Consider the following 26,360-nt stretch of genomic DNA (forward strand, 5'->3'; position numbering starts at 1 on the left):
ACCTCCAGATCTAAAGGAAACACCGACAACCGTTTGCACGAAAAGACAAGGTGTCCTAAAATTGTACTGCATCGACGTTTTTCCTGATCGTTAATCATTGAAAGAAAGATAAAAAACGAATGAGAAACGCGACCTTTACTATAATATTCGTTTTTATTCTTAAATTCAACTAAAAATTCGACCCCATTCATATTTTCGCCCTACCTGATAAGGAATCACTTTTACTTTTTCCTAAAATCAAGATTTATTTTCAGCTCAATAAAAAAACCACATGAATCACTGATTCATGTGGTTTTTCATTTGCTGAAGAATCTTCTTTTCCAGCCTTGACACCTGGACTTGGGAAATACCAAGCCTTGCCGCCACTTCCGATTGCGTCTGATCTTTATAATACCTCAGGAAAACAATCAGCCTTTCACGTTCATTCAATTCATGTATGGCTTCTTTCAAAGCGATTTGATCGAACCAGGATGTTTCATTATGGTCGGCAATCTGGTCAAGAAGAGTAATCGGATCTCCATCATTTTCGTAAACCGTTTCATGGATGGATGAAGGGCTCCTGCTAGCTTCTTGGGCCATGATGATTTCCTCTGGCGACAGCTCTAGATGTTCCGCCAATTCATTGACAGTCGGAACACGGCCATACGTTTTTGAAAGTTCCTCTTTGGCCCTGCGAATTTTATTCGCCATTTCCTTTAATGACCGGCTTACTTTAACCGTCCCGTCATCACGGATAAAACGTTGGATTTCACCAATGATCATAGGCACCGCATACGTTGAGAATTTCACTTCAAACGATAAATCAAATTTATCCACGGACTTCAACAGGCCAATACAGCCTATTTGATAAAGGTCATCCGGTTCGTAACCTCGATTGAGGAATCTTTGCACCACTGACCATACAAGCCTCAGATTGCTGTTGACAATCAGGTTCCTCGCATCTTGGTCACCGCTCTGGCTGCGTTGGATTAAATTCCGCAATTCCTCATCTTTTAAATGGGGCTGGCCTTTCTTGCTCTTCTCGTTTTTAACCTCCACATCCATATGCAAGTCTCCCTTAATTGCACAAAGCTCTGCTTGTAGTTAAGTGCTTTTTTAATCGAATGATCGTGCCTTCGCCCTTGTGGGAAATTATATTGATTTCATCCATGAAGTTTTCCATGATGGTGAATCCCATACCGGAACGTTCAAGTTCGGGTTTTGTCGTAAATAACGGCTGTTTAGCCTCCTCGACGTCTTCAATGCCCAGTCCTTCATCCCGGATGGTCAATTCCACAGTATCGCCTTCGATGACCACTGAAATGTAGACCCAACCTTCCGGGTCACTTTCATAACCATGGATAATCGAATTCGTAACGGCTTCTGACACGACAGTCTTGATCTCTGTCAATTCATCCATCGTCGGGTCCAATTGGGCAATGAAAGCCGCAACAGTTACCCTGGCAAAAGATTCATTTTGGCTAAGTGCAGAAAATTTCGTTTCCATTTTATTTTTCATCTTAGGCAACCCCCAGTCTTTGCAAAGCGTTTTTTTCGGATAGTTCCATTTTAACAATTTTAAACAACCCTGACATCTCAAATAACCGCTTTACTGCTGGAGAAATTGCACAGACCACCATTTCACCTTGTTTTTTGTTTACCTGCTTATAGCGCCCTAAAATAACTCCGAGCCCCGAACTGTCCATAAAATCCAATTCTTCCATGTTAAGGATGATATGTTTGATATTATGCTTTTGAATGGCTGCCTCTGCCTGGTTTTTCAGCTTTTCTGCTGTATGATGATCCAAATCACCTTTGAGACGAATGCACAATACGCTGTTTTTCGCCTCCATATTAATCGTAAGACTCATTATATACAGCCTCCTTCACTGTCTTATAAAGAGTCAAATTCTCTTTTTCACCTGCCGATTCCTCCTTACTAGCAAAACTAGTGGAGTTTCGCCTAAATTAGTACGATTAACAGGCAATGCGACAATTTATTCTATTTTGCCTGGGTAAACATGCCGAAAGCCCTTTTATACAATTGCCACCAGCTGGCATTTTCAACAGTTTCCTTCGCAACGATCGGAGATTCGACATACACCTTACCGTTTTTCTTCAATTCAAGCGTACCAATTTCATCGCCTTTTTTAATCGGGGCATCCAAATCTTTATCAAGCGTAATTTTTTTTGTAAAGTCCTTTGCCGTTCCGTTTTTGGCTGTCAAAACTGAAATAGGTTCACTTGTGACCCCCACCACGGATTTTTTGTGTCCTTTACTTACCTTGGCTTCACCTAACACCTCGCCGCGCTTATAAATCGGGTATGTGATGTATTGTGAAAATGCATAATCTAACATCTTGGTGACCTGAGCGTTTCGTTCTTTTGGAGAAACGGCTCCGAAAACCACAGCAATGACACGCATATTCCCTTTTTTAGCAGTAGCTGTCAAACAATACTTCGCTTCATTTGTGAATCCTGTCTTCAATCCATCGACCCCAGGGTAAAATTTCACTAATCTGTTCGTGTTGACAAGCCAGAATTTCTTTTCGGTATTTTCACGGAGATAATCTTCATATGTACCCGTGAACCTTGTAATCGTATCGTATTTCAATAATTCCTTTGCCATGATCGACATATCATGTGCCGAACTGTAATGATCTTTAACAGGAAGGCCTGTTGCGTTTTGGAACTTTGTATTTTTCAACCCGAGATCTTTCGCCTTTTTGTTCATTTTCCTAACAAACTCTTCTTCCGATCCAGCTAGACGTTCAGCCATCGCCACCGATGCATCATTCGCCGAACCAATCGAGATGCCCTTGAGCATTTGTTCTGTGGTCATTTCTTCACCTGGCTCGAGAAAGATCTGGGAACCGCCCATCGATGCTGCATACTCACTAGTCCTGATTTTCTCCTTCATGCTAAGTTCGCCTTTATCGATCGCTTCCATGATCAGCAGCATCGTCATGATTTTCGTCATGCTTGCCGGTGAAAGACGAACATCTGCATTTTTATCATAGAGAACAGTACCTGTATCCCGTTCAATCAAAATAGCGGATTTAGCATTTGCCGCCAATTCGACCCCTTTTTCTTCAGCTGCTTTTGTATGCGGGATGCTAAAACCCAATGCTACCAAAACGGTTAAAAATAGAGAAAGAATCCGCTTCATCTCCATACCCTCCAATCTTTATAGATTTTATTTTTTCCATTAAACCCATTTTTATACAAATAAAGATGAATTTTGAAACATATACTGGATATAGGGTAACAAAGTGAACCAAATTAAAAGAGGATGCGCATGGGCATCCTCTTTTAACATTCAATGAGATAAACGTAAAAAGCCGCTCAATAGCGGCCTTTTTACGTTCATTCCATAATCTCTTTATAGATCAATGTAGGTTTTTCTATTTTCTCTTTTGAAATCGCAATGCTTTCATACAATTTTTCTTTTACCTTTGAAACATCTTCAAAATTGCTGTAAATCGTCACTAGGGATTCACCTTTTGCCACGGTTTCCCCGATTTTTTTACGAAGTACCAGTCCGACTGCCAAATCAATCTCTGATTCTTTTGTTGCACGCCCGGCGCCTAAAAGCATGGCTGCCGTTCCTACTTCATCAGCGATGATTTCCGATACATATCCGTCCTCTTTCGCTTCCAGCTCGAAAGTATGAGCAGCCTGCGGTAGTTTTTCCGGCTGATCCACAACCGAACCATCGCCTCCCTGCGCTTCTAGGAAAACCTTGAATGAGTTAAGTGCAGAACCATCCTTAATCGCATTTTCCAGCAAGGTTCTTGCTTCTTCCAGCGAGCTTGCCTTTTTGGCAAGGTATACCATATGGCTTCCTAGTGTTAAAGAAAGTTCCGTTAAATCTTCCGGTCCCTCTCCTTTAAGCGTATCGATGGCTTCCTTCACTTCTAAAGCATTTCCGATTGCGTAACCCAACGGTTGGCTCATATCGGAAATGACTGCCATCGTGTTTCGTCCCACATTGTTTCCAATGCTAACCATTGCATGGGCCAACTCTTCGGAATCTTCGAGAGTTTTCATGAAAGCGCCCGCTCCCGTTTTAACATCAAGTACGATTGCATCAGCACCAGCGGCGATTTTCTTACTCATGATCGAGCCAGCAATCAAACCGATACTGTTTACGGTAGCCGTAACATCGCGCAATGCATATAACTTTTTGTCGGCTGGAGTCAGGTTACCACTTTGTCCAATGACAGCTATCTTATTTTTATTAACAAGTCGAATGAACTCGTCATTTTCTATTTCGACATGAAATCCTTTTACAGACTCCAACTTATCGATCGTTCCGCCTGTATGACCAAGACCGCGTCCTGACATCTTTGCCACTGGAACACCTACAGCAGCAACCAATGGTCCAAGCACTAGAGTCGTGGTATCACCAACACCGCCTGTTGAATGTTTATCGACCTTAATTCCTTCAATCATCGATAAATCAATTTGATCTCCTGATTCGACCATTGCCATGGTCAGATCAGCACGTTCCTTCTCATTCATGCCTTTGAAATAAACTGCCATTGACCAAGCGCTCATTTGGTAATCCGGAATCGATCCATCGGTAAACCCTTTGATGATGAACTGTATTTCTTCCGTAGTAAGCGCCTTTCCATCACGCTTTTTCTCAATTAAATCTACCATTCTCATATTGGAATCCCCACTTTTTCAAAGACACCGCATCTCTTTAGGTGTACTTGTATTTTTTTGTTCGTTTTATATGTCTTTAACGATATGCTTAACAAATTCAAGAAAACTGCTTTTCACTTTTTCAGTCGTTTCAATAACCTCTTCATGAGACAATGGCTGATCAAGAATACCTGCGGCCATATTTGTAAGGCATGAAATTCCGAGCACCTTCATACCACTATGCCTAGCTACGATAACTTCCGGAACTGTCGACATACCAACTGCATCCCCGCCAAGGATCCTTGCCATTTTCACTTCTGCCGGTGTCTCATAGGTCGGTCCTGTATTTCCGATATAGACACCTTCTTTAATATCCAATCCTAGTGAAGCTGCTATTTTTTTTGCCTGCGTCCGAAGGTCTTTATTATAAGCCTCCGACATATCAGGGAATCTAGGGCCGAAACGCTCTTCATTAGGACCAATCAATGGATTTGCCCCCATCAAATTAATATGATCCGTAATGAGCATCAAATCACCTGGTTCATAGCTTTCATTAACGCTTCCCGCAGCATTCGTTACAATTAATTGCTCAACGCCAAGTAGTTTCATTACACGTACAGGAAAAGTGACCTTCTCCATGGAATACCCCTCATAAAAGTGGAAACGTCCTTGCATGGCTACAACTTTTTTGCCACTTAATTGTCCAATGACAAGCTGTCCAGCGTGTCCCTCAACAGTCGATACCGGGAATTCCGGGATTTCGTGGTATGGAATAGTCATCGGATTTTCAATTTCATCCGCCAATACACCAAGCCCGGAACCAAGAATCAGTCCTATCTCCGGAGTGCCTTCAATTTTACTTTTTATAAATGACGCAGCAGTCTCTATTTTATTAAACATCTATTTAATCTCCCCTAAATTTAAATCGCCCAATATATTTTTTCCAAAGGCAGGCATTTTCACATCAAAATTAGCAGCGACCGTCGCCCCAATATCAGCAAATGTATCTCTTATCGGGAGTTCGGCACCTTCCGTAAATCGTTTTGAATAAACTAATAATGGAACATATTCACGTGTGTGATCGGTTCCTTCATGGACCGGATCATTCCCGTGATCGGCAGTGATGATCAATAAATCATCCTCATTCAGTTTATCAAGGACTTCCGGCATCCGAGCATCGAATTCTTCCAATGCCTTTCCGTATCCCTCTGGATCGCGGCGGTGACCGTATAAAGCATCGAAGTCGACTAGGTTAAGGAAACTTAACCCTTTGAAATCCTGTTCTACCGTTTGGATTAATTTATCCATTCCATCCATATTGGATACTGTCCTCAATGATTCAGTGACGCCCTCCCCATCAAAGATATCAGAGATTTTCCCGATTGCGAGCACATCATATCCAGAATCTTTCAATTCATCCATTACCGTCCGGTTAAAAGGCTTCAACGCATAATCATGACGATTAGACGTTCTTTTAAAGTTGCCTGGTTCACCTGTGAACGGTCTGGCAATCACGCGTCCAACCTTGAACTCATCAGCCATTGTCACTTCACGGGCAATTTCACAAATCTTGTATAATTCGTCTATCGGGACGATATCTTCATGTGCAGCAATCTGCAATACGGAATCAGCTGATGTATAAACGATCAGCGCACCCGTTTTCATATGTTCCTCGCCAAGCCTTTCGATGATTTCCGTGCCGCTTGCCGGGACGTTCCCAATAATTCCCCGACCCATCTTCGCCTCGAGCTCATTGACTAATAATTCCGGGAAACCATCCGGAAATACACGGAATGGAGTCGATATATTCAATCCCATGATTTCCCAATGTCCAGTCATCGTATCTTTACCTGTAGAGGCTTCCTTCATTTTCGTATAGTATGCGAGAGGTTGCTGAGCTTTATCAATCCCCTTGATTTCACGGATATTGCCTAAACCCAATTTAGCGAGTGTCGGCATGTTCAATCCATTCATTCTTTCTGCTATATGGCCAAGTGTATCCGCCCCTTTATCGCCGAATAAATCTGCATCAGGTGCTTCGCCAATCCCAACTGAATCCATAACTATTACAAATATTCGTTTAAATGCTGAATTCCCTTTCATGAGTCATTCCTCCTAAAATAGTAAATCACTTTTTATACTCTCTATAATACCCTTATTCTGCTCAGTTACTCTTCATTTAAATGAAATCGCGAGAACGTCAGAAGTCTGACCTCTCTACATTGTAAACGATTACCATGATGGAGACAAATAATATATTTCGGAATGAAACAAAGTGCCCCAAGATGCACGTTGGAATCATTTGCAGCCCTTATAGCAGTCAAGTGAAAACGAAGAAAAAAGGCTGCTCCTCCAACTGCCTCGCAGTTAAACTCACAACCTTTTCTATCATTCTACTATTCTTTTAAGCTCGCGGATGGAATTTTGAATATACATCCTTGATCCGTACGTTCGTTATATGTGTATAAATTTGAGTTGTCGAAATATCAGCATGACCAAGCATTTCTTGGACGGCACGTAAATCAGCCCCATTCATCAATAGATGTGTTGCGAAAGAATGTCTTAGTGTATGCGGTGTAATTTCTTTTTCAATTTGTGCCGATTTTACAAGTTTTTTTAGAATCTTCCAAAATCCCTGCCTTGTCAGCCTGTTTCCATGATGATTCAAAAAAAGTGAATCTGTCCTGTGCTTGGGACTGGCCATTTTCCCCCGGGAACTTTCCATATAATGTTCAATCGCACCCAATGCAGTTTGTCCAATCGGAATGATTCTCTCTTTATTTCCTTTCCCTACGCATCGGACAAAACCCATCGATGCATGGACATCACTCACATCCATGGATATCAACTCACTGACACGCATACCCGTCGCATACATCAGTTCTAGCATCGCCTTATCGCGTAAACCGAATTCATCCATTTTCTTCGGGGCTTCCAATAGTGCTTCAACCTCTTCCATGCTTAATACCTTTGGAAGGTTTCGTTCCGGTTTTGGCGTTTCTATATGTATGGACGGATCCTGCTCGGTTACTTTTTCCCTTAGAAGAAATTGATGAAAAGACCGAATGGAAGCTATATGACGTGCCACCGTCTTCGATGATTTCCCTTGATCCTTCAAATGCACGAGAAAATGCAGGATGTTCACCCGCCTTGAATCATTCCAAGTTTCAATGGCTTCAACATCTTTCAGATAGCTCCAATATGATCTTAAGTCACGCTCATACGAGACGAGCGTATTCTTGGCAAGTCCTTTTTCAATGGTTAAAAAATGAATGAAATCCCTAATTTGATTCTCCATATTCATTACTCCCCGTTTAAATAAAACAACATTAAGCGTTCAAGCCATGCATCATCACCCGTATCAACAGCCTTTGATACTTTTACGGCCATGCCTTTCGGTTCATCATAACGATGATAACTTTGATATTCCTGATTTAACCATACCATTCCTATATAAAAAAGAACAGTGAAGCTAACAAAGAGAACCATCACTTTAGCCGTGTGCAAAACAAGCGATAATGATGTTTTCATCATCTTTCCCCTCCCATTCGATCCTTTGTATCAATCTATGCCCAACAGGACAAGTTTTATACGTGTTTCGGAAAGGAGAAAACAAAAACAGCTCTTCCTTGAGAAAATGGGTTTTTAAAATGCAGAAAACCTTCTCCATTAAATGGAAAAGGTCCGACTTCATTCACCTTAATTTTCTTCTTTGTCATGACACCGATGACAAATGCCATGAAAGGTTAATCTATGGTCTTTAATCTTGAAGTTCCAGTCGCGTTCCACAATGTCTTCTACGTCTTCAAGTAGGTCTTCCTGGATCTCATCTACCGCACCACATTCCACACAAACAAGATGATGATGGAAATGCGCAGCTCCCTCTTGTCTTAAATCATAACGGGAAACCCCGTCTCCAAAGTTAATTTTATCTACTATCTTCAATTCAGTCAGCAACTCTAGCGTACGGTAAACTGTTGCCAATCCAATTTCCGGCGACTTTTCTTTGACAAGGAGGTAAACGTCTTCTGCGCTTAAATGATCCTCTTCATGCTCAAGTAAAACGCGGACGGTCGCTTCTCGCTGAGGCGTTAATTTGTAGCTGGACGAGTGTAACTGCTTTTTTATCCTATCAATTCTGTTTTCTATTTCCATACCTAATATTCCCTCCCGCGCCGCTATCCTATCCATTATATCAAAAGAGGGAAAACTGTCAAAATAGATTTCTTGTTAATGATAAAAAAATTTGCGGGAACGGTATATTTCCATCAATGACCCAATAAACTTACGACATTTTTCATTAAAGAAGGGGATAGATACGCTTCAAACGCAGCAGCCGTAATCAAAAATAACCCCGACAAAACCAATGAGAAAATATATCGTGAAATTATCGGCTTCAGCGGTTCGCGAACCTGCTTTAGGAAAATCCGGCTGATCATTTTCATTGATAGTGAGACCGCAAGGACGGTTATGACGATGAATATCGGGACGATGAATATATTTTGGGGCAGAATGGCGACAAACGATAATAAGAACCCGCTCCATCCCATTTGATTGACTAAAAAGCCGACTGTAAATCCAACAACCATTCCTTTTATAAATAACAAAACCAGGATGACAGGCAAACCGATGACCGATATTCCGAGAATCCAGATGACCCCGATATATTTTATATTATGCATAATACTTTGGCTGAACATATCATGCGAAGATGCAAATTCACCCTTGGATACTTGTCCGAAAAATTGCGATAAATAATAGAACAAGTCTTCCTTTTGGGTAAAGCTCAAACTATTCACCAATATTGCCCCAAAAATGACACCCATCAAAAAAAGCACAGTGATAAAGACATATAATGAGGAATGTTCGTTAATATGTTTCATTACGGCATTTTGTACGACAGATTTTTTTTTCATCTTTCATCCTCCCAACTCCGCTTACTAGAATCTATGTTTTCACTCTCTCATTTATGCTAAGAAAACTTTCCCCATCAGCCGAACGGCTTTAACCTAATTTGTGTTATAATTTTCCATATCGATGATATGGAGGCAGGATATGAAAGCTATATTAATGGATTTTCCCGAAAAAATTGAAACCCCACGATTATATCTAAGACCTTGTCAGCCTGGCGACGGCCTGGACCTTTACGAAGCCATTGTCCATTCTAAACCTGAATTGAAACAGTGGCTGCCGTTTGCACATCAAGATATTTCGTTGGAAACTTCTGAACAGAACGTCCTTAAGTCCTTTGCGGACTTTATTTAAAAAGAGGATATCAGACTCCATATTTATAGGAAAGAAGACGATCAATTCATCGGCTCCACGGGTCTGCACCGAATTAACTGGGATATCCCTAAATTCGAAATTGGCTATTGGATTGATACGAGATACAGTAAACTAGGCTACATAACCGAGGCGGTGGAAAAGTTAACTAAATTTGCCTTTTACCATTATGGCGCAAAACGAGTCGAAATCCGCTGTGACCCTAATAATATTGCCAGCAAACAGATTCCCGAGAGGCTGGGATATACTCTTGAAGGTATTTTGCGTAATGACTGCCTTAGTGCAGACGGCAAGGAAGTGCGGGACACTTCCATTTATGCAAAAACAACAAACTAAAAAAGTCCTGACAGATCTCATCTGTCAGGACTTTTTTCAGGTTAATTCCTTTTTGACCTTTCCGTACTTTCCTCCGCCCCCCACTTCAAAAGAAAGCGTCCCTTTTCTGGCAGAATCGATGTAGCACGCCAATTTTTCAGGAACGATTTCCTTAAGCTGTTCAAGCGTAACTTCATGAAGGATATTCATCTCAGTTCCAAATGCCGCCAGCAGTTTTTCCATGGATTTAGGTCCGAGTCCTGGGATGAAATCGAGTGGCACTTGATGGATATACGGCGGCCTTTCCCTTCCGTTTCTCCCGTCCAACTCGGAAATGGAGAGTTCTTCGATCCTGGACGATACCCCTTTAATAATGGATTTATTACCACACTCGGGACATTGTTCATCATCCCTCAATACCTGGTGTAAACACCCTGAACATACGGTTTGATGATACTTTCCCAATAAGGGGTTCAATCCATAATTAACGGTCACCCTACGATTCCCTTTTTCTTTAAGGGCTTTTGCCAGCTCATAGAAACTTGGTTCTTCAAGCAGAACTTTTTGATATTCACGGGCGATTTTCCCAAGCGAATGGGCATCGGAATTTGTCACGAATACATAGGAGTCCAACTCCTCGATATCCTTGACCATTTCTGTATCTGAACTTAAACCAAGTTCGATCGCATCAATTAGCTTCGGATCGAATACTTCTGTCAGACTGGATCGCACCCCTTTCCCATATAAGCTTTTAAATGGGGTAAAAACATGTGCCGGGATAAACAGGCCGCCCAGTGACTTCACGATCTTTTGCAGCGTTCTTCCATCACAATAAATCCTTTGGGAGCTCAAGGTGATATTTTTAACATGTCCGCTCATCCATGAGGAGAATTCCTTCATCGCTTTTAAAGTGGGAAAATAGGCGAGGACATGGATCGGTCCATTACAATTCTGATCATATATTTCAATCTCCGTGCCTGGAATGATGGTTGTATTCTTGTATTGAAGTCCGCCTTCAATCTTTTCCGTGATTTCGCCATCAAGAATCCCCGCTTCGATCTCTTCGATTATTTCAGGAGAATGGCAATCGATTATCCCGATTAGATCAAGGCCCTTCCTTTCACTTGCCACTTGCAGCACTTTGCTGAAGGTTAACGTTTTAGCACCTGTTATTTTCACTGCCCTTCCGCTTCTCGTTCTGCCTATATGGATATGCAGGTCAGCATAAAATTCCTTCATTTATGATGTCATCGCCTTTTTCAACTGCAAATACTGAACTGCATATGCCGTTTTGGCATCCTGGATTTTCCCTTCATCCATATAAGTTTGAGCTTCCTCCAATGTGAGTTCAAGCATCTCGACAAATTCATCTTCATCCAGTGGGGCCGCATTTTCTTTCTTTTTCAAATTGTGGGCCACATACAGGTGGACCAATTCATCGGCGAAACCTGGGGATGTATAGAAGGATATGATGTGCTCCATTTTTTCACATTCATAACCTGTCTCCTCTTCCAGCTCCCGTTTAGCCGACAGAACCGGCTCCTCGCCTACTTCCAGCTTTCCTGCAGGAATTTCCACCAAGCTCCTCTCCAGCGCTTTACGGTACTGCTCAACCATGATGATTTTATTGTCTGCCGTGAGAGCTATGATGGCAACCGCCCCCGGATGTTTGATTATTTCACGTTTTCCCGTTTTCCCATCTGGAAGCTCTACATCATCCACTTGCAGGCTGATTACCTTTCCCGTGAAGATTTTTTTCGAATACAGCGTTTTTTCTTCAAATTTTTTCATCCTGACCACTCCTCTGTTCTAATTGCAGCATGATTCCTCATACATTTTACCATAATAGAGATGGAGGGCGATTTAATGAAAGTTTACGTATTGGAAAAAAGCGTTACTTTATCCGGAAAGAGTTGGGAAATCCTTCAAAAACTAAAACAATTACAAAATCAATATGTCTATATCAATGATTGGATTGCCGACATACACGATCAAGTGCCGCCCACTCCTTTAAAACGGATCAAGTGAATTCTTTGAGTGAAATGGATTTCTCCTTTACAATGAATGTAAAGGGAGTGGATAACATGAAAAAACGTAGACTAGGAAATTCTGACTTGCTAGTTTCTGAAATCGGGCTCGGCTGCATGTCATTGGGGACTGTTGAAAATCAAGCATCCGAAATCATACAGGCCGCTTTAGATGAAGGAATCAACTATTTTGATACTGCTGACTTATATGATTTCGGAATGAATGAAGAAATCGTCGGAAAGAATTTAAAATCGGTCCGAGATAAGGTATACATAGCCACCAAGGTCGGAAACCGCTGGAATGAAAATAAAGATTCCTGGAGCTGGGATCCGTCTGGCGCTTATATTAAAACGGCAGTAAAAGATAGCTTAAAGCGATTGGGTACTGATTATATTGATCTTTATCAATTACATGGCGGCACCATTTCAGACAATATCGGGGAAACGGTAGAAGCATTTGAAGATTTGAAAAAAGAAGGCTATATCCGACATTATGGAATTTCCTCGATTCGTCCGAATGTAATCAAGGAATTCACTGAAAAGTCTGAGCTTGATTCCGTGATGATGCAGTTTAATCTACTCGACCGCCGCCCAGAAGAGTGGCTGTCCCTTTTGGCCAATAAACAGATCAGCATTATCGCCCGTGGCCCCCTTGCCAAAGGGCTGCTCAGCGAAAAAATGCTTGAAAAGGCAAATGAGGATGGATACCTTGACTATAGCTATCACGAACTTAAAGATTTGCTTCCGCAAATAAAGGACAAACTTTCTGATAGGAAGTTGAATGAAACGGCACTTCAATATGTATTGTCACATCAAAGCGTCGCTACCGTTGTACCAGGAGCAAGCTCAGTACAGCAACTCCGCGAGAACTGCCAGGCCGCTAACAGCCCTTCACTGTCCAAAACCGAGCTGGATATCTTGAAGCGGTTGACTAAAGCGAACAAATATGAAAGTCACCGGGAGTAAAAAAATAGAACTAAACTAAATGTTTCAAAGGACTGTCAGGACAACCTTTAGGCTGCACTATCTCCGTTTAACCAACGTGATAGGCAGCCTTTTTCCGTTCCTTCATTTTTTTTACTGCTTCTATACCACTTTCAAGTTTCCCTCAGTCTAATCCCTTTCCAACCAATTTAATTACCAAAGTTTTTACTTTCCCATTGGACATTTCAAATTTAATATTGTACAATTTAATTGTGCACAATTTAAAATAAAAAGAAGTTAAGGGAGAAAAAATGATGACAAAAACATTATTTACAACGTCTGTAACAGTTGATGGCGGAAGGGAAGGAACGGCAATTTCTGCTGACGGCAACTTCACGGTTGATATTGCGATGCCTGGGACACCTAGGGCAAAACAGATGCCTGAAGCATCCAATCCGGAACAGCTTTTTGCAGCTGGATATGCTGCATGTTTTGATAGTGCTTTGCAATCAGTTGGTAAAATTGAACGCGTTTCTTTCGATTCCAAAGTCACCGCAAGCGTCAGTCTTTTGATGGGTGAGATGCATCAGTACAGCTTGGCAGTAACTTTGGCCGTGAAGGGGTCCGGGGTCGACAAGGAGACATTCGAAACCCTTGTTCATAAAGCGCATCAAATGTGTCCTTATTCAAAAGCAATCAATGGCAATGTGGACGTCGCCTTTGAAATAGATGTAGATTAAATCCGACAAAAAGACGCTTGGGATCACCAAGCGTCTTTTCTTTGCTAAAATTCCTGTAATGTTTTCAATAGTTGGAGCAGCGAAGCTTTTAAATCCTCAACCACCTTCTTATCATCACCCGACATTGCCGAAATGCGATCTGGAATGAAACAGGCCTCTTCCTGTAAACCAAGTCCTTTTTCCGTCAACTTAATCATGACAGACCGTTCATCCTCAGACGAACGTTCACGGACAATCAAGCCATTCTGCTCCATTCGTTTCAACATGGGGGTAAGCGTTCCTGAGTCGAGGGCAAGGAGCTCCCCTAGTTTTTTTACCGTAAGTGTATCCTGTTCCCATAATAGGAGAAGAACAAGATATTGAGGATATGTCACTTCGAGTTTATCAAGCAGCGGTTTATATTTCTTCGTCATTTCCCTTGAACTTGCATAAAGCAGGAAACATAATTGGTCTTCCAGTACTTTTTCTATTTTTCTTTGCATCCTATCACCAGCTAATTTAGTCCATCCGATATGAAAGCATATCGAACTTATCTTTAATATAATCGTTATACTTTATAAAATAAAGGAATATCAGCAAGGAATGGTCTCCTGAACGGGAAAAGGGAGCCAGCCCTCTTAAACTAAAACTGCTCCCTGTTCTTCATTTATAGTTCTTCCAGTTCAGGTTGCTTTCGCCCAATAGTTCTTCGAATGATTTATTCTTCTCCCGCCGCTTTCTTTCTTCGCGTTTTTTTTCTTCTTCCGCTGCCCTTTTTTCTTGTTCAGCCTCATTAAGTTCCTTTTGCTTTTGACGAAGCTGTGACATGATATCTTGATTGATCATATCACCAAGTTTCAATGAAGATGAATCTTTATCTTGGTTTTTGCTTTGATTTTGATTTCGCTGCTGTTTCTTTTTCACCCTTAAAACCTCCTGGCCATTTATGTAATTATTATATCACGACTGCCGTTTTCCTCGTCATGGTTTTCAAACAGTGTTTTCCCATTCCCCTCATGGTAAAATAAAGAAAATCAACCTAGGAGGACCTCTCATGAAGAAATGGTGGTTTACACTGGCTGGAATCCTATCGTATATCATCGGAGTCGGCATTTATTTTTCCAATCGGATCATGTATATGAAAAAGAAGGAAGATGATTTTATCCAGAATCGTGAAATCATGGCTAAACGCCTGATCACGGAGGATTTTGATAATCTGCCTAAAACGGAAATTTGGGTATCGTCACCATCCGGATATTCCTTGAAATGCTTGTTTATCGAACCGCATGATACCAATAAGTGGGTGGTCATTTCTCATGGTGTCACGGAGAACAAAGTCAATTCGATTAAGTACATGAATATTTTTCTTAAGCGGGGCTTCAATGCTATCATTTATGACCACCGCCGGCATGGGGATTCCGGTGGCAAGACGAGCAGTTATGGACATTATGAAAAATTCGACCTGAAGGCCGTAATCGATGAATTGAAAAGACGTAAAGGTCCCGGCCTTCATATTGGCATTCATGGAGAATCCATGGGGGCTGTAACCCTGCTTTTATATGCCGGAATGCTTGAAGATGGTGCTGATTTTTACATTGCCGACTGCCCATTTTCAAATTTCGAGGATCAGATCAAACACCAGCTTAAACATGTAGTCCCACTTCCCTCTTGGACCGTGTTTCCGCTTGGGCGTACGTTCATCAAACTCCGTGATGGGTATTGGACCAATGAAGTGTCACCCATCGATTATATGAAAAATATCCGAAACCCCGTGCTCTTCATCCATAGTGAAAATGATAGTTTCATTCCCGCTTCCATGACAGCGGAATTATATGCAGCAAAAGAGGGCCCAAAGCAGCTGTACATTGCTAAAAAGGGGGCCCACGCTCAATCTTATAATGAAAATCCAAGAGAATATGAAGATCAAATCGATCAGTTTCTAAAACTTGTCTGATAAGAAAGAGAGGGAATCCAAGATTCCCTCTTTGCTTCATTGGATTTTATTAAAAAAGCTCATCCTCGGATTTAAGATTTGATTCGGACTTTTTAATTGAAAGCTGTTCGCTTCCGGAATAAAGTCTATTTTCATGACCTCATCAAGAAAAATCATTTTTGATTTCTCCACATATAGAGGAATCCCGTTTGTTTCCACTTTTTCGGTACCTTCTTCAGGTTCGTTGACCCACCATAGCGCGGTCACACCACTTACCACGCAGCCACAGCCATCAGTATCATATTTCAACTGTAAATATCCTTCTTGTCCCTCTACCTTATCGACCATTTTCCCAGCCGCTGTTTCCGTCCATTCAATATACATGATTGCACGCCTCCCGATGTCTTTCCTTTCCCCCATTATAAACGATAAAAACGCTCCTGTTAAAAAAACTGCCTGCTTCCTTTTGCAAGATCAGCCACACGAACCGTGCTAACAATTGCCGACTCTCTTTTACGCCCCTGTGATCCTTTTCATCACGATGCCGTTTCGAAAATGAAAGGCTGTCCCTTGGCACAGCCTTTCCGCTCATCATTCCATTATCCTTACATCCGCTATATCGGAAAGCCTGATATAGTGAACCTGCTGAAACCGATCAACGATATGAAGCCTTTGAGTGGGCTCATTATAATAATGGATCCTGCCGATTAACAGCTGATACCGGTTTCCTTCATAATGAGCAATCGTAACATCCTTTCTTTCCTCCATCGCTTCCCCCATTACGGCATTCATTTCTTCCAGTTGCTGCTCATCCAGGATGCGCTTTGTTTCATAGCCATCCTCCACTACCCAATCCCGGAGCATCTTCACATGCTCCGGTAACATCATCGATGTCCATTTGATACGGCCGCGATCACGAATCATTCTTTTCCCTCCCTTCAAAGTCATCCTTACGCCTTATGCCCACCAAGCAGCCTGCTTCGGTAGACGGCTGTACCCGCTTCCGTATACGAAACGGCACGCAATAACGATTTGGCTCCATATTTATGGCGGATTCGATCAACCGTGTAACTCAATTCCCGCTTCTTCCAGCGCGAAGCATCGAATAAAGTCAGCTGCATTTCGTTATCATCCACAATATTCGAGAGTCTGACCTCTATGCTCCGAACCGTTTTTTGCTTATAGTTCTCATGAAAAAGCTCCAGGCAAACTTTATATAACTCCATCGTAATGTTGGTCGGTTCGCTAATCGAACGCGAACGATGGAAACCTCCGCCAAACTCATCCTTGCTGTAACCAATGCTTAGGCTCACCGTTCTTCCTGCCTTGCGATGGGTGCGTGCCCTTCTTCCAACTTCTTCGCAAATTTCCAGCATGACCTGCTTTACCTCATGCGCCTCCTTATAATCCCGCAGCAGGATTTGACTTTTGCCGAAGCTTACCTGCCCTTCGATGATCGCTGCCCCCATATCGGATAAATCTATTCCCCACGCATGGTGGTAAAGCTGATTGCCCATAATCCCAAACTTCGCTTCAAGTAATTCAAGATCATAATTGGCAAGCTGCCCAACCGTAAATATCCCCATTCCATGAAGGGTTTTTTCAACGCGCCTGCCGATCCCCCACATTTCACGAAGCGGGGAAATCGGCCAAAGTTTGCTTGGCACATCCTCATACTTCCATTCTGCAATCCCTTTGTGTTTGGCATCCAAATCAAGGCAAAGTTTTGCCATAAGCATGTTCGGTCCAATTCCAATTGCACAAGGAAGCTGTAATTCGCGTTCGATTTCATCCTTTATTTTTTCAGCTATCATCCGGGCATCTCCCCATAAAGAAGCGGCACCATCGACTTTCACAAAACTTTCGTCCACACTATATACGTGAATCGCTTCTTTGGGCACATAACGGTTGAACAAGCGGGTGATTTCCGTCGAAACCCTTAAATAGGTCGCCATTTTAGGTTCAACGACGACAATCCTCGGATCATTCGGGATCTCAAACATCCGCGAACCTGTCTTGATGCCAAATTCCTTCTTCATTTTTGGAGAAGCCGCGAGCACAATGCTCCCTGTCCTCTTCAAATCACCAACCACCGCCAGGTAACAATCAAGCGGGTCCAGACCAAGCATGACTGCTGAACAGCTTGCATAAAAACTTTTCATATCGATACACATAATTGATTGTTTCGGCATCGTCCCATAATCCATCATTTCTTCACCCTAACAAGAATATACGTTCGCTTTTATTATATTCATAACTTTAACCGAATATACGTTCTTATTCAATGGAAGTTTTCATACAAATTTCTACTTTTTATTGTAATTTCCTTGAAAAATATAATCGATACTGAAAATGGATAAAATACCAAATTTAAACTGCATATCCAAATTGTTTTTTAGAAAAAGAATCAGTTAGTAGCTTGAATAATTTTTAATGGATCCATATGCTCAGTATTTTAAAATCCGCTCACCCTTTTCAATAGGCTTTCGTCTATTTATAGTTCAGTCTTACTGCTCATTTTTTGTAATGAAACTGTAACCAAAATTATGTCTAATTGTCATAATGGTATTGTAGGATAATATTGTTAAGAATTATAGAGAGATAGATAGAGAGGAAATGAAAATTATGAAGAAATGGATCGCTTCAGCTGCTGTTGCATCTGCCATGATGCTAACCCCACTGCAAGCCTTTGCAAATATCGGAGATCAAACCCTCAGACCCGGAATGACACATAGCGACGTCAAACAACTACAACAACTTTTAAAAACCAAAGGTTATTTCACATATACTGGTTCACTGACTACATATTACGGCACCTATTCTGTATCCGCAGTAAAAAAATTCCAGAAAGCCAAAGGGTTAACTGTCGATGGAATTGCCGGCCGGGGCACATTTAATGCGCTTGGTGTTTATAATGTCAATAATACCAGCCTGATAAGCTATGCAAAAACCTTAATCGGCAAACCTTACAAATGGGGCGGGACGACACCGACTGGATTCGACTGCTCAGGCTTCGTCTATTATGTATTCCAGAAATCGCAAGGAATCACCTTACCGCGTACAACATCATTGCTCTATTCCAATACAGGTTTAAAAGTATCTTCACCAGCTAAGGGTGATCTTGTATTCTTTAATACTTCTGGAACAGGGGTATCCCATGTTGGGATTTATATTGGAAATGGTCAATTCATCAGTGCTACGTCTTCTAAAGGAATAACCATCACGGATATGGATAATTCATATTGGAAACCAAAATATTTAGGTGCAAAAACTTTATAAAATCAGGACAAGAGCCTATTCTTGTGAGCGAATACCCATAAAACAACCGGACAGAATTCCACAGTGATTCAGTCCGGTTATTTTATTTTATATATAATATTTCATCCGTTAAATCCTCTACCGTCACCATGAAAGAAGAGTCTAAGTTGGAACGATTCATCATTTCGATATTATAAACATGCTCTGAGGGTAAATGGACGACTTCGAGAACCATGAACCGCTGGCTTTCCGCTGTGCTGACATGATCGAGGGCAGCAGTGACCGCCCTTTGTTCAGCTAAGCTTTTTTCATCCGTCAAAACAAGAATCAGTTCCGCTTCCGCTTTCCCAGGAAATGATTTCCTCACCCCGCCCCGGTGCCATGGCTTCACTTTCATTCCGATTTCCAGGTCGGAATATTCGAGGTCATTACCATGTTGATCTTGAATATATGTATCATTGGTCACCTTATAATACGTCCCTTTAATCAAAATCCTTTTATCGTCAAGATCCGTAATGAAACCTTCTTCCCCCTTATCAATGGATTCATCAGGGGATTGACAGCTACCCAGAATAAAGGCAACGAATACAGATATATAAAGGTTCACTATCATCTTCATACAAATCCCTCCTACTAGAAATAGACGGATTCCCCATGAAATAGTTACCAATTTATTTAAAAAAGAAAACTTTGGTCATTTCAAAAAGGGGAATGTCATCGACATTCCCCTTTGCCTATTATTAGACCGACTTTCGCCTTTTCGTATCGAAAGTCTAGCCTACTTTTTAAAAAATGCTTTTTTTCCTAATGTTTCGGTGATCTTTGGAAACATGTTATACCATTTCCCAGCAAAATTCATCCAGCCAGGTAGATTGATTTCCCTCTTATTGGTCAGCATCGCCGCTACGATTTTGGCAGCGACATCTCCAGGCTTAAGCATGAATTTTTCAACATTCTTTAAGTATGTACCCGATTCATCCGCAATGTTAAAGAAATTCGTTTCAATGGGGCCAGGATTGACGGTTGTCACAAAAACATGATCGTCCATCAGCTCGAGCCGAAGTGCGTTTGAATAGCCAAGAACCGCGAACTTGGTCGAAGAGTACAATGTTGATTTAGGAGTGGCGATTTTACCGGCCTGTGAAGCTATGTTGATGATATGCCCCGCTTTTCTCTGCTTCATATACGGAAGAACCAGCTTTGTGCAGGCCATTAATCCAATGACGTTGACAGCAAACATTGCTTTCGTTTCATTCAATTCCGTATCCTGTGCTTCTTTAAACGTGCCGAAACCAGCATTGTTGACCAACACATCCACTTCTCCTATTTGCGCATGGATGTCATTAAATACATTTGTCACCTGATCAGTATCTGCAACATCAAGCTTATAGGCATATGCATCAATCCCATATTGGGTGATCAGTTCATCCTTTAGCTGCAGTAATTTATCCAGGCTTCTGGCCAAGAGGACGAGACGGGCTCCCTGCTTTGCACTTTGAATGGCAACTTCCTTGCCAATCCCTCCGGAAGCACCGGTAATAACAATGACTTTGTCTTGCAACTTATTCAAAAAAGTGAGCCTCCTTGCGTACATTAAGCGATTGAATACAGAATGACCCCTGATTGGATTTCTGTTTCGACTTCACCCAAGTCTTCTAAATAGTCCAGCTGACCGACCGTTTCCGAAAGTGTCAGGCCCACTTCCTGAAGGTATACTTTCGGAAAAAGCTGCTGACACACTTCAAAGGCCGATAAAGGCCTATCTTGAAGCATGCTTTTCACCTGCATGGCACGGTTATGCTGCCGCTCGAATCGATATTGAATCAAGTCGGCAACCTCATCTCCTTCCACTTCAGATCCATGTCCGGAGTAAACAGTGGAAATGGAAAGATCCAATAATTTCTGAAGTGATGCATTATATTGCAGTAACGGACGAGGCCTTATACCGCCGGGAAGTAAAGGTGGTTCCATTAATGGATTAGGTGAGATCTTGGCAAGCAAGTGATCGCCTGCAATCATGACACCGTCACTTTCCCGGTAAAAGGATAAATGGCTTTGCGCATGCCCTGGAGTCTCGATCACTTTCCAGCCTGGAAGACCAGGGAGCTCATCTCCCTCAGCCAAATATCCATGAAGCTTCCTTTCACTAAGGAAACTGATTTCGTCGCGGCTATGGATCAGTTTATTTTTCAGCTCTTCTGCGACTCCGAACTTTGTGGCATAATCAAGAAAAAAACGATTATGGATTTCAAGGAATTCATCACTGATAGTCAGCCAGCGCTGATTGTTTTTGTGTCCATAAACCGGGATTTCCTTTTCAAAGAAATCGAGTGCACCAGCATGATCGGGATGATGATGGGTTAAAATGATTTGTTCGATATCAGTCAGTTTCAGACCCAAATCCCCAAGCCCGTTAGTCAAGGCTTCCTTTGACCGTTTTGTTTTCACTCCAGTATCGATTAGCGTTAAAGCATCCCCTTTAACTACATAAACATTCACATCACCCACTGCAAACGGCGTGGGCAAAGCAAGTTTTGCAATATCTCCATTCCAATTCGCCATAATCTTTTCCACCTTAGAAAATTATATTTATATAAATCTTTTTATACGCTAAACAGGATTCCTAGTACACTTAACATGTATAATTACCATTTTACATGTATTTTAAATCACTGTCATTATTTTCACATAATTCATGTCTACTTTTTGTCGCCCTTGCATATATTATCATTGACAGAGTACTTATATATCCTTCATAATCACAAGTAATTAAAGACGGCGTGGCATTGATTAAGGCCAAGTAAATTTATGATGGCGTAAAGAGAGTGAAGCTCGGAATGTGCTGAAAGGCTTCATCGCCCCCTCATTATTGAACCTACCTTATGAGCCTTCAGGAAAACCTGACGTAATTCCCGCGTTAGAGGATTCAAGTGCAGCTTTTCTGTTTATTTGTTATGGAAAAGTTGAACAAAGGTGGTACCACGGAAGCTAGACCTTTCGTCCTTTATTGGATGAGGGGTCTTTTTGTTTTTTAAAAAAAGGCCGAAAATTCAAAAGAAAAAGGAGCGGTAAATATGAAAAAAATCGCGTTTATCGGAGCAGGATCGATGGCAGAAGCAATCATTTCGGGGCTGGTGACCCAAAAGGTAATTGAACCGGCAAATATTTTTGTAACAAATAAATCAAATGATGATCGGTTCGATTATTTAAAGAACCAATATGGTGTTACTGCCACAAGATCACTGCAGCAATTAGTACAGGATGCAAGCCTAGTCGTACTGGCGGTGAAACCGAAAGATATTTTAGAAACGATGCAATCAATAAAAGAATACATTCGTGAGGAAATGCTATTCATTTCCGTTGTTGCCGGGGTTCATACAACAAGCTTGGAAGGAATCGCCAACAAGCGGTTCTCGATCGTCCGTGCCATGCCTAATACATCGGCAGCTGTAGGAAAATCAGCAACAGCCCTTGCGGCTAACTGTCATACAAAAGACTCGCAATTACAAACGGCGATTACCCTTTTTGAAACGGTAGGTACGGTGGCAGTCGTCGACGAAACCCAGCTAGATGCGGTAACAGGCTTATCAGGCAGCGGTCCGGCTTATATTTATTACTTGGTCGAGGCATTGGAAAAATCAGCAGAAAAAATAGGTCTCGATTCCGAAACCGCCAAGCAATTGATTCTGCAGACACTGATGGGTGCTGCCGATATGTTACAGAAATCACCTAAAACGCCTGCCGTACTAAGAAAGGAAGTAACTTCACCAGGCGGAACGACTGAAGCAGGTCTGAAAGCACTTCAAGCACATCAAGTGGAAGAAGCATTCATTGCCTGTGTACAAGAAGCGACAGAGCAATCAAAGCGAATGGGCAATCAAATAAGTAAAGAACTAGCCAAATATGTAGTTTCGCAGTAAGCCGCATGAAGATGTTCGGCTATTGCCTGGCCACTCCTACGGCATTGGCCAGGCAACAGCCCTTTTTATGATCCGGACATCCTATAAAGGGTAATCCTTCCGGAGCGTTACTTTATGATCAGCATATCATTTTCATCGAAACTCCAATCCTTCGAATACGCAACCTCCCAATAGTAACCATCAGGGTCTGAAAAATATCCGCTGTATCCTCCCCAAACAACATCCTGAGGTGATTTCTCGATTGTTCCCCCAGCCTTTTCAGCCTTGTTGATCACATCATCCACTTCTTCAATTGATTTAGCATTATAAGCGAGCGTAAGGCCCGGGAAACCCTTTTTCTTAGGCTGTTCTTTCTCATTGATGTCTTTTGCCAGCTCCTCTAAAGGATACAAAGCAAGTTTCGTTCCGGCATTATTAAAAAAAACGATTGGGGGTTCGTCCTCTTTAATCGATGTATGGAATCCCAACCCGTCCCGGTAAAACCTTAATGATTCAGTCATATCCCTGACACCTAAAGTTATAATGTTGATCCTGTTCATACTAGTCCTCCTTTTTCCCTGTTTTAAGGGTAAATTCGACATCTGGGTCACTTTTCCCTTTATAGCTTGATTGACCATCAGCCACACCATCACAAACGCTTCTTAAAATTCCTGAAAACGCTCAACATTTGCATAAGGAGCAATCAAAGGGGCTTGGATTGCTCCTTATGCAAATTACGTAGGAATTCCACTTTCTTTGCCGAATGAATACATGTTTTGTCATCTCTAAAGGAATTCCCCCATACTTATCGAATTCAACAACCAAAAGGGGGAATCTCGATGAATACAAGTGCAGTTGCCCGGTTACTGAATGTTTCCCATAGTACGATTCAACGCTGGGTCACCCAATTGAACATGGAAGTAGAACGGAATCAGCTTGGCCACTACCAGTTTTCGGATGAAGACATTGCATTATTGAGAAAAATCCAAGATCAGCTGAACGAGGGCATCATTCTCCAAAAGGTCAGCATCTCAGAGAAAAAAATTAGGAAAGCAACCATCCAGAAACACTCCGAACCGGATAAAGAACATGATCAACTGCTTGAACGGGTCACCCGGCTTGAAAATGGTCTGAAAACAAAAGCGGACGATGTTGTGTCCTATCAGCTTTTACAGCACAGAAGTGAAATGGAAGAAATGCACAAGCTCGTTAGGAAACTCGAGGCCCGTATCGAAGCGTTAGAAACACCAATGAGTCAGCCGTTTGATTATTTCCTCGCTGCTGAAGAAGCTGCTGCCACTAAAAAGACGAAGAAAAAGCCATTCATAAAAATGATTTTTGGAAACAGAAAGAACGATAGTTCATCATGGAGCACAGCCGACAGCGATTAACATCAATTATCATTCAAGATGGATGAGCACCCCACGATAGCCATTTTTCTTATGCCGAGCATTTCTTCAGTAATAGGACCTGAGCTAATTAATCACCCCTAAAATAAAAAGGCCCGGCCCAAGGTTAATCTCACCTGGGTCGGGCCTTTTCTCTTCTTAAATCAACACTGCACGGTCATTGAGCATTTTTTCGCCTTTGATGCGCTGGAATTCGTTAAGCAGTTTTTCAACGGTAAGCTTCTGCTTTTCAGCACCTCTTGCTTCAAAAATGATTTGTCCTTTATCCATCATGATCAAAGAATTTCCAAGATCGATTGCCTGCTGCATATTGTGAGTCACCATCAACGTCGTTAACTTGTTCTTTTCGACGATTTCCTTCGTCAGATTTGTAACAAGCTCTGCCCTGGAAGGATCAAGTGCTGCTGTATGTTCATCAAGAAGCAAGATTTTAGGATCGGTGAAGGTCGCCATCAACAATGATAATGCCTGGCGCTCCCCTCCTGATAATAATCCCACTTTTGCAGTCATCCGATTTTCCAAGCCTAAGTGAAGGGTACCCAAACATTCTTTAAAAAGCTCTTTCCGTTTTTTTGTCACCCCGAAGCCTAACCCTCTTCTATTGGTTCTGCCATAGGCGATTGCCATATTTTCTTCAATCGTCATATGCGGCGCCGTACCCAGCATGGGGTCCTGAAAAACGCGGCCAATCATTTTAGCACGGGCATGTTCCTCAATGGCCGACACGTTTTCCCCATCAATGATGACTTCACCGGCATCAGGGAGAATTTTGCCGGATATCATGTTCATCAGCGTCGATTTACCTGCTCCATTACTCCCGATGACTGTTACAAATTCGCCTTTTGTCATCTGCAGTTCCAGATTCCCAAGGGCTAGCTTTTCATCCGGTGTCCCTTCATTGAAGACCTTATAAATCTGATTTAACTGAAGCATATCCTTCTCCCCCTTTCGATAAAGAACCACCATGGCGCATCTGTATTTCTTTGAGACGCCTTTTCTTTCGGCTTTTCTCTTTTTGTTTATCGGTAATTTTCGGAATGACAAGTGCCCCTACCACAATAAGTGCCGTAATTAATTTAACATCACCTGTTTCAAGAAATTCTACGCGAAGTGCCAAAGTTACGACGATTCGGTAAATGATCGCTCCTCCAATGACCGCAAGGGTCGCACGTGCAATCGTTTTTGAGCCAAATAATGCTTCGCCTATTATAACGGATGCCAATCCGATGACGATGATTCCAATCCCCATTCCAATATCGCTAAACCCGTTATATTGGGCAACCAAGGATCCCGAGAAAGCCACAAGGGCATTTCCGATCGCAAGTCCCAGGATCTTCATGTTTCCTGTATGGGCGGAAAAGCTCTTGACCATAGCTTCATTATCACCCGTCGCACGTAGAGCAAGACCGATTTCCGTTTTTAAAAAAGCTGACATTCCAGCTTGAATGATTAAAGCCACAACCAACATAACAATTAGTATGGCCCACGTTTTTGGTAAGCTATCACCAAGTCCCACAATCGATAAAAGACCATTCAACATATTGTCCATGCCAGTTTTAGCCCAAACATCCTGGATATTCGTGATGATGGTCGTTTGAGAAAGCAACGGAATGTTAGATGCACCCATGATCCTTAAATTGATGGAATAGAGTGCAATCATCATTAAGATACCTGCGAGAAGTGGATTGATTTTTCCTTTCGTATGCAGGAATCCCGTTATTGTCCCAGCGATGAAACCTGCCACCATGGCACAAAACGTGGCCATGACTGGCGAGAAACCGTTAACGATCATAATGGCGGCCACAGAGGCCCCCGTCACAAAACTGCCTTCCACTGTCATATCAGGGAAGTCGAGGATCCTGAATGTTAAATAGACACCTAGTGCCATGATTGCATAAATCATTCCCGACTCAAAAGAGTTGAATAAAGCTGAGAACATTTTTTTCTTCCTTCCCCGAACAAAA

General features: G+C 42.0%; 32 protein-coding genes and 1 pseudogene. 9 read left to right on the forward strand and 24 right to left on the reverse strand.

From position 1 onward, the window contains the following. Positions 1-276 precede the first annotated feature (276 nt). The 11 genes from sigF to spoIIM form a co-directional block, all read right to left on the reverse strand. Positions 277-1,044 (reverse strand): RNA polymerase sporulation sigma factor SigF, encoded by a 768-nt coding sequence (gene sigF, locus QNH43_RS17625; RefSeq protein WP_034308137.1) that lies wholly within the window; start codon positions 1,042-1,044, stop codon positions 277-279. Between the two features lie 13 nt (positions 1,045-1,057). Continuing rightward, on the reverse strand, positions 1,058-1,498 hold the full coding sequence (spoIIAB, locus tag QNH43_RS17630; protein WP_034308139.1) for an anti-sigma F factor: 441 nt from the start codon (positions 1,496-1,498) through the stop codon (positions 1,058-1,060). A 1-nt stretch (position 1,499) separates the two neighbouring features. Further along, positions 1,500-1,850 (reverse strand): anti-sigma F factor antagonist, encoded by a 351-nt coding sequence (gene spoIIAA, locus QNH43_RS17635; RefSeq protein WP_076365535.1) that lies wholly within the window; start codon positions 1,848-1,850, stop codon positions 1,500-1,502. Between the two features lie 131 nt (positions 1,851-1,981). Then, positions 1,982-3,148 (reverse strand): D-alanyl-D-alanine carboxypeptidase family protein, encoded by a 1,167-nt coding sequence (locus QNH43_RS17640; protein ID WP_076365533.1) that lies wholly within the window; start codon positions 3,146-3,148, stop codon positions 1,982-1,984. 197 nt (positions 3,149-3,345) lie between these two features. Next, a complete protein-coding gene (locus QNH43_RS17645; protein ID WP_283915106.1) occupies positions 3,346-4,650 on the reverse strand; it encodes a pyrimidine-nucleoside phosphorylase in 1,305 nt (434 codons plus the stop codon). Positions 4,651-4,716: 66 nt separating this feature from the next. Next, on the reverse strand, positions 4,717-5,529 hold the full coding sequence (locus QNH43_RS17650; protein WP_283915107.1) for a purine-nucleoside phosphorylase: 813 nt from the start codon (positions 5,527-5,529) through the stop codon (positions 4,717-4,719). Next, positions 5,530-6,732, reverse strand: coding sequence for a phosphopentomutase (gene deoB, locus QNH43_RS17655; RefSeq protein ID WP_283915108.1), 1,203 nt, complete (start codon positions 6,730-6,732; stop codon positions 5,530-5,532). Positions 6,733-7,033: 301 nt separating this feature from the next. Further along, entirely contained in the window at positions 7,034-7,927 is an 894-nt protein-coding gene (xerD, locus tag QNH43_RS17660; RefSeq protein WP_076365525.1) for a site-specific tyrosine recombinase XerD, read from the reverse strand. 5 nt (positions 7,928-7,932) lie between these two features. Further along, positions 7,933-8,163: a YqzK family protein gene (locus tag QNH43_RS17665; RefSeq protein WP_370662551.1), complete on the reverse strand. Its 231-nt coding sequence runs from the start codon at positions 8,161-8,163 to the stop codon at positions 7,933-7,935. A gap of 165 nt (positions 8,164-8,328) precedes the next feature. Then, positions 8,329-8,778, reverse strand: a complete 450-nt coding sequence (locus QNH43_RS17670) for a ferric iron uptake transcriptional regulator (protein ID WP_034311309.1) — start codon at positions 8,776-8,778, stop codon at positions 8,329-8,331. Between the two features lie 119 nt (positions 8,779-8,897). Next, entirely contained in the window at positions 8,898-9,545 is a 648-nt protein-coding gene (spoIIM, locus tag QNH43_RS17675) for a stage II sporulation protein M (protein ID WP_034308157.1), read from the reverse strand. A 139-nt stretch (positions 9,546-9,684) separates the two neighbouring features. Here spoIIM and QNH43_RS27650 point away from each other — a divergent pair, with 139 nt between their 5' ends. Both QNH43_RS27650 and QNH43_RS27655 read left to right on the forward strand, forming a co-directional pair. Further along, positions 9,685-9,894: a GNAT family N-acetyltransferase gene (locus tag QNH43_RS27650; RefSeq protein WP_349654775.1), complete on the forward strand. Its 210-nt coding sequence runs from the start codon at positions 9,685-9,687 to the stop codon at positions 9,892-9,894. Positions 9,895-9,915: 21 nt separating this feature from the next. Then, entirely contained in the window at positions 9,916-10,248 is a 333-nt protein-coding gene (locus tag QNH43_RS27655; protein WP_349654819.1) for a GNAT family N-acetyltransferase, read from the forward strand. A 36-nt stretch (positions 10,249-10,284) separates the two neighbouring features. Here the strand turns inward: QNH43_RS27655 and QNH43_RS17685 are convergent, their stop codons facing one another. Next, the gene (locus QNH43_RS17685) at positions 10,285-11,466 is read right to left on the reverse strand and encodes an endonuclease Q family protein (protein ID WP_283915109.1); all 1,182 of its coding nucleotides are present in this window, start codon (positions 11,464-11,466) and stop codon (positions 10,285-10,287) included. Further along, positions 11,467-12,018 carry an NUDIX hydrolase gene (locus tag QNH43_RS17690; RefSeq protein WP_076365519.1) on the reverse strand — a complete coding sequence of 184 codons (552 nt, stop codon included), beginning with the start codon at positions 12,016-12,018 and terminating at the stop codon, positions 11,467-11,469. Between the two features lie 75 nt (positions 12,019-12,093). On the opposite strand from QNH43_RS17690, the gene mciZ reads away from it, so the two are divergent. The 3 genes from mciZ to QNH43_RS17705 all read left to right on the forward strand — a co-directional run bounded on the left by mciZ (position 12,094) and on the right by QNH43_RS17705 (position 13,918). Continuing rightward, positions 12,094-12,255, forward strand: a complete 162-nt coding sequence (mciZ, locus tag QNH43_RS17695; RefSeq protein ID WP_076365517.1) for a Z-ring formation inhibitor MciZ — start codon at positions 12,094-12,096, stop codon at positions 12,253-12,255. A gap of 56 nt (positions 12,256-12,311) precedes the next feature. Then, positions 12,312-13,220, forward strand: coding sequence for an aldo/keto reductase (locus QNH43_RS17700; protein ID WP_283915110.1), 909 nt, complete (start codon positions 12,312-12,314; stop codon positions 13,218-13,220). Positions 13,221-13,492: 272 nt separating this feature from the next. Then, positions 13,493-13,918 (forward strand): Ohr family peroxiredoxin, encoded by a 426-nt coding sequence (locus QNH43_RS17705; protein ID WP_053535641.1) that lies wholly within the window; start codon positions 13,493-13,495, stop codon positions 13,916-13,918. Positions 13,919-13,962: 44 nt separating this feature from the next. Here the strand turns inward: QNH43_RS17705 and QNH43_RS17710 are convergent, their stop codons facing one another. Together QNH43_RS17710 and QNH43_RS17715 are read right to left on the reverse strand one after the other, a co-directional pair. Continuing rightward, entirely contained in the window at positions 13,963-14,400 is a 438-nt protein-coding gene (locus tag QNH43_RS17710; RefSeq protein ID WP_076365513.1) for a MarR family winged helix-turn-helix transcriptional regulator, read from the reverse strand. A 160-nt stretch (positions 14,401-14,560) separates the two neighbouring features. After that, entirely contained in the window at positions 14,561-14,821 is a 261-nt protein-coding gene (locus tag QNH43_RS17715) for a YqkE family protein (RefSeq protein WP_098369883.1), read from the reverse strand. Between the two features lie 130 nt (positions 14,822-14,951). On the opposite strand from QNH43_RS17715, the gene QNH43_RS17720 reads away from it, so the two are divergent. Further along, positions 14,952-15,851: an alpha/beta hydrolase gene (locus QNH43_RS17720; RefSeq protein WP_283915111.1), complete on the forward strand. Its 900-nt coding sequence runs from the start codon at positions 14,952-14,954 to the stop codon at positions 15,849-15,851. A 36-nt stretch (positions 15,852-15,887) separates the two neighbouring features. Here QNH43_RS17720 and QNH43_RS17725 read toward each other — a convergent pair whose 3' ends face one another. The 3 genes from QNH43_RS17725 to QNH43_RS17735 all read right to left on the reverse strand — a co-directional run bounded on the left by QNH43_RS17725 (position 15,888) and on the right by QNH43_RS17735 (position 18,040). Next, the gene (locus QNH43_RS17725) at positions 15,888-16,214 is read right to left on the reverse strand and encodes an iron-sulfur cluster biosynthesis family protein (protein WP_076365507.1); all 327 of its coding nucleotides are present in this window, start codon (positions 16,212-16,214) and stop codon (positions 15,888-15,890) included. Between the two features lie 207 nt (positions 16,215-16,421). Further along, positions 16,422-16,754: a YolD-like family protein gene (locus QNH43_RS17730; RefSeq protein ID WP_076365503.1), complete on the reverse strand. Its 333-nt coding sequence runs from the start codon at positions 16,752-16,754 to the stop codon at positions 16,422-16,424. A 26-nt stretch (positions 16,755-16,780) separates the two neighbouring features. Further along, complete coding sequence (locus QNH43_RS17735; RefSeq protein ID WP_076365501.1) at positions 16,781-18,040, reverse strand: Y-family DNA polymerase; 1,260 nt, start codon at positions 18,038-18,040, stop codon at positions 16,781-16,783. Between the two features lie 415 nt (positions 18,041-18,455). Between QNH43_RS17735 and QNH43_RS17740 the strand changes: the two genes are divergently transcribed. Continuing rightward, complete coding sequence (locus QNH43_RS17740) at positions 18,456-19,109, forward strand: C40 family peptidase (RefSeq protein ID WP_214772136.1); 654 nt, start codon at positions 18,456-18,458, stop codon at positions 19,107-19,109. 82 nt (positions 19,110-19,191) lie between these two features. Here the strand turns inward: QNH43_RS17740 and QNH43_RS17745 are convergent, their stop codons facing one another. The 3 genes from QNH43_RS17745 to QNH43_RS17755 all read right to left on the reverse strand — a co-directional run bounded on the left by QNH43_RS17745 (position 19,192) and on the right by QNH43_RS17755 (position 21,650). Continuing rightward, entirely contained in the window at positions 19,192-19,707 is a 516-nt protein-coding gene (locus QNH43_RS17745; RefSeq protein ID WP_283915112.1) for a hypothetical protein, read from the reverse strand. A 159-nt stretch (positions 19,708-19,866) separates the two neighbouring features. Beyond that, positions 19,867-20,658 (reverse strand): SDR family NAD(P)-dependent oxidoreductase, encoded by a 792-nt coding sequence (locus tag QNH43_RS17750; RefSeq protein WP_283915113.1) that lies wholly within the window; start codon positions 20,656-20,658, stop codon positions 19,867-19,869. A 23-nt stretch (positions 20,659-20,681) separates the two neighbouring features. Then, on the reverse strand, positions 20,682-21,650 hold the full coding sequence (locus QNH43_RS17755; RefSeq protein WP_283915114.1) for an MBL fold metallo-hydrolase: 969 nt from the start codon (positions 21,648-21,650) through the stop codon (positions 20,682-20,684). A 500-nt stretch (positions 21,651-22,150) separates the two neighbouring features. Between QNH43_RS17755 and proC the strand changes: the two are divergent. Then, positions 22,151-23,008 (forward strand): annotated as a pseudogene (gene proC, locus QNH43_RS17760) (pyrroline-5-carboxylate reductase); the annotation flags it as partial. Positions 23,009-23,115: 107 nt separating this feature from the next. Here the strand turns inward: proC and QNH43_RS17765 are convergent. Then, on the reverse strand, positions 23,116-23,547 hold the full coding sequence (locus QNH43_RS17765) for a VOC family protein (RefSeq protein WP_283915115.1): 432 nt from the start codon (positions 23,545-23,547) through the stop codon (positions 23,116-23,118). A gap of 279 nt (positions 23,548-23,826) precedes the next feature. Here QNH43_RS17765 and QNH43_RS17770 point away from each other — a divergent pair, with 279 nt between their 5' ends. Further along, entirely contained in the window at positions 23,827-24,378 is a 552-nt protein-coding gene (locus tag QNH43_RS17770) for a MerR family transcriptional regulator (protein WP_076365490.1), read from the forward strand. 156 nt (positions 24,379-24,534) lie between these two features. On the opposite strand, the gene QNH43_RS17775 is transcribed toward QNH43_RS17770, so the two are convergent. Beyond that, positions 24,535-25,329: an ABC transporter ATP-binding protein gene (locus QNH43_RS17775; protein WP_076365488.1), complete on the reverse strand. Its 795-nt coding sequence runs from the start codon at positions 25,327-25,329 to the stop codon at positions 24,535-24,537. Further along, positions 25,304-26,335 carry an ABC transporter permease gene (locus QNH43_RS17780; protein WP_283915116.1) on the reverse strand — a complete coding sequence of 344 codons (1,032 nt, stop codon included), beginning with the start codon at positions 26,333-26,335 and terminating at the stop codon, positions 25,304-25,306. Before QNH43_RS17780 ends, QNH43_RS17775 begins: the two co-directional genes overlap by 26 nt. Positions 26,336-26,360 lie beyond the last annotated feature (25 nt).

This window comes from Peribacillus simplex (assembly GCF_030123325.1).
GTDB classification, from domain to species: Bacteria; Bacillota; Bacilli; order Bacillales; family DSM-1321; genus Peribacillus; species Peribacillus simplex_D.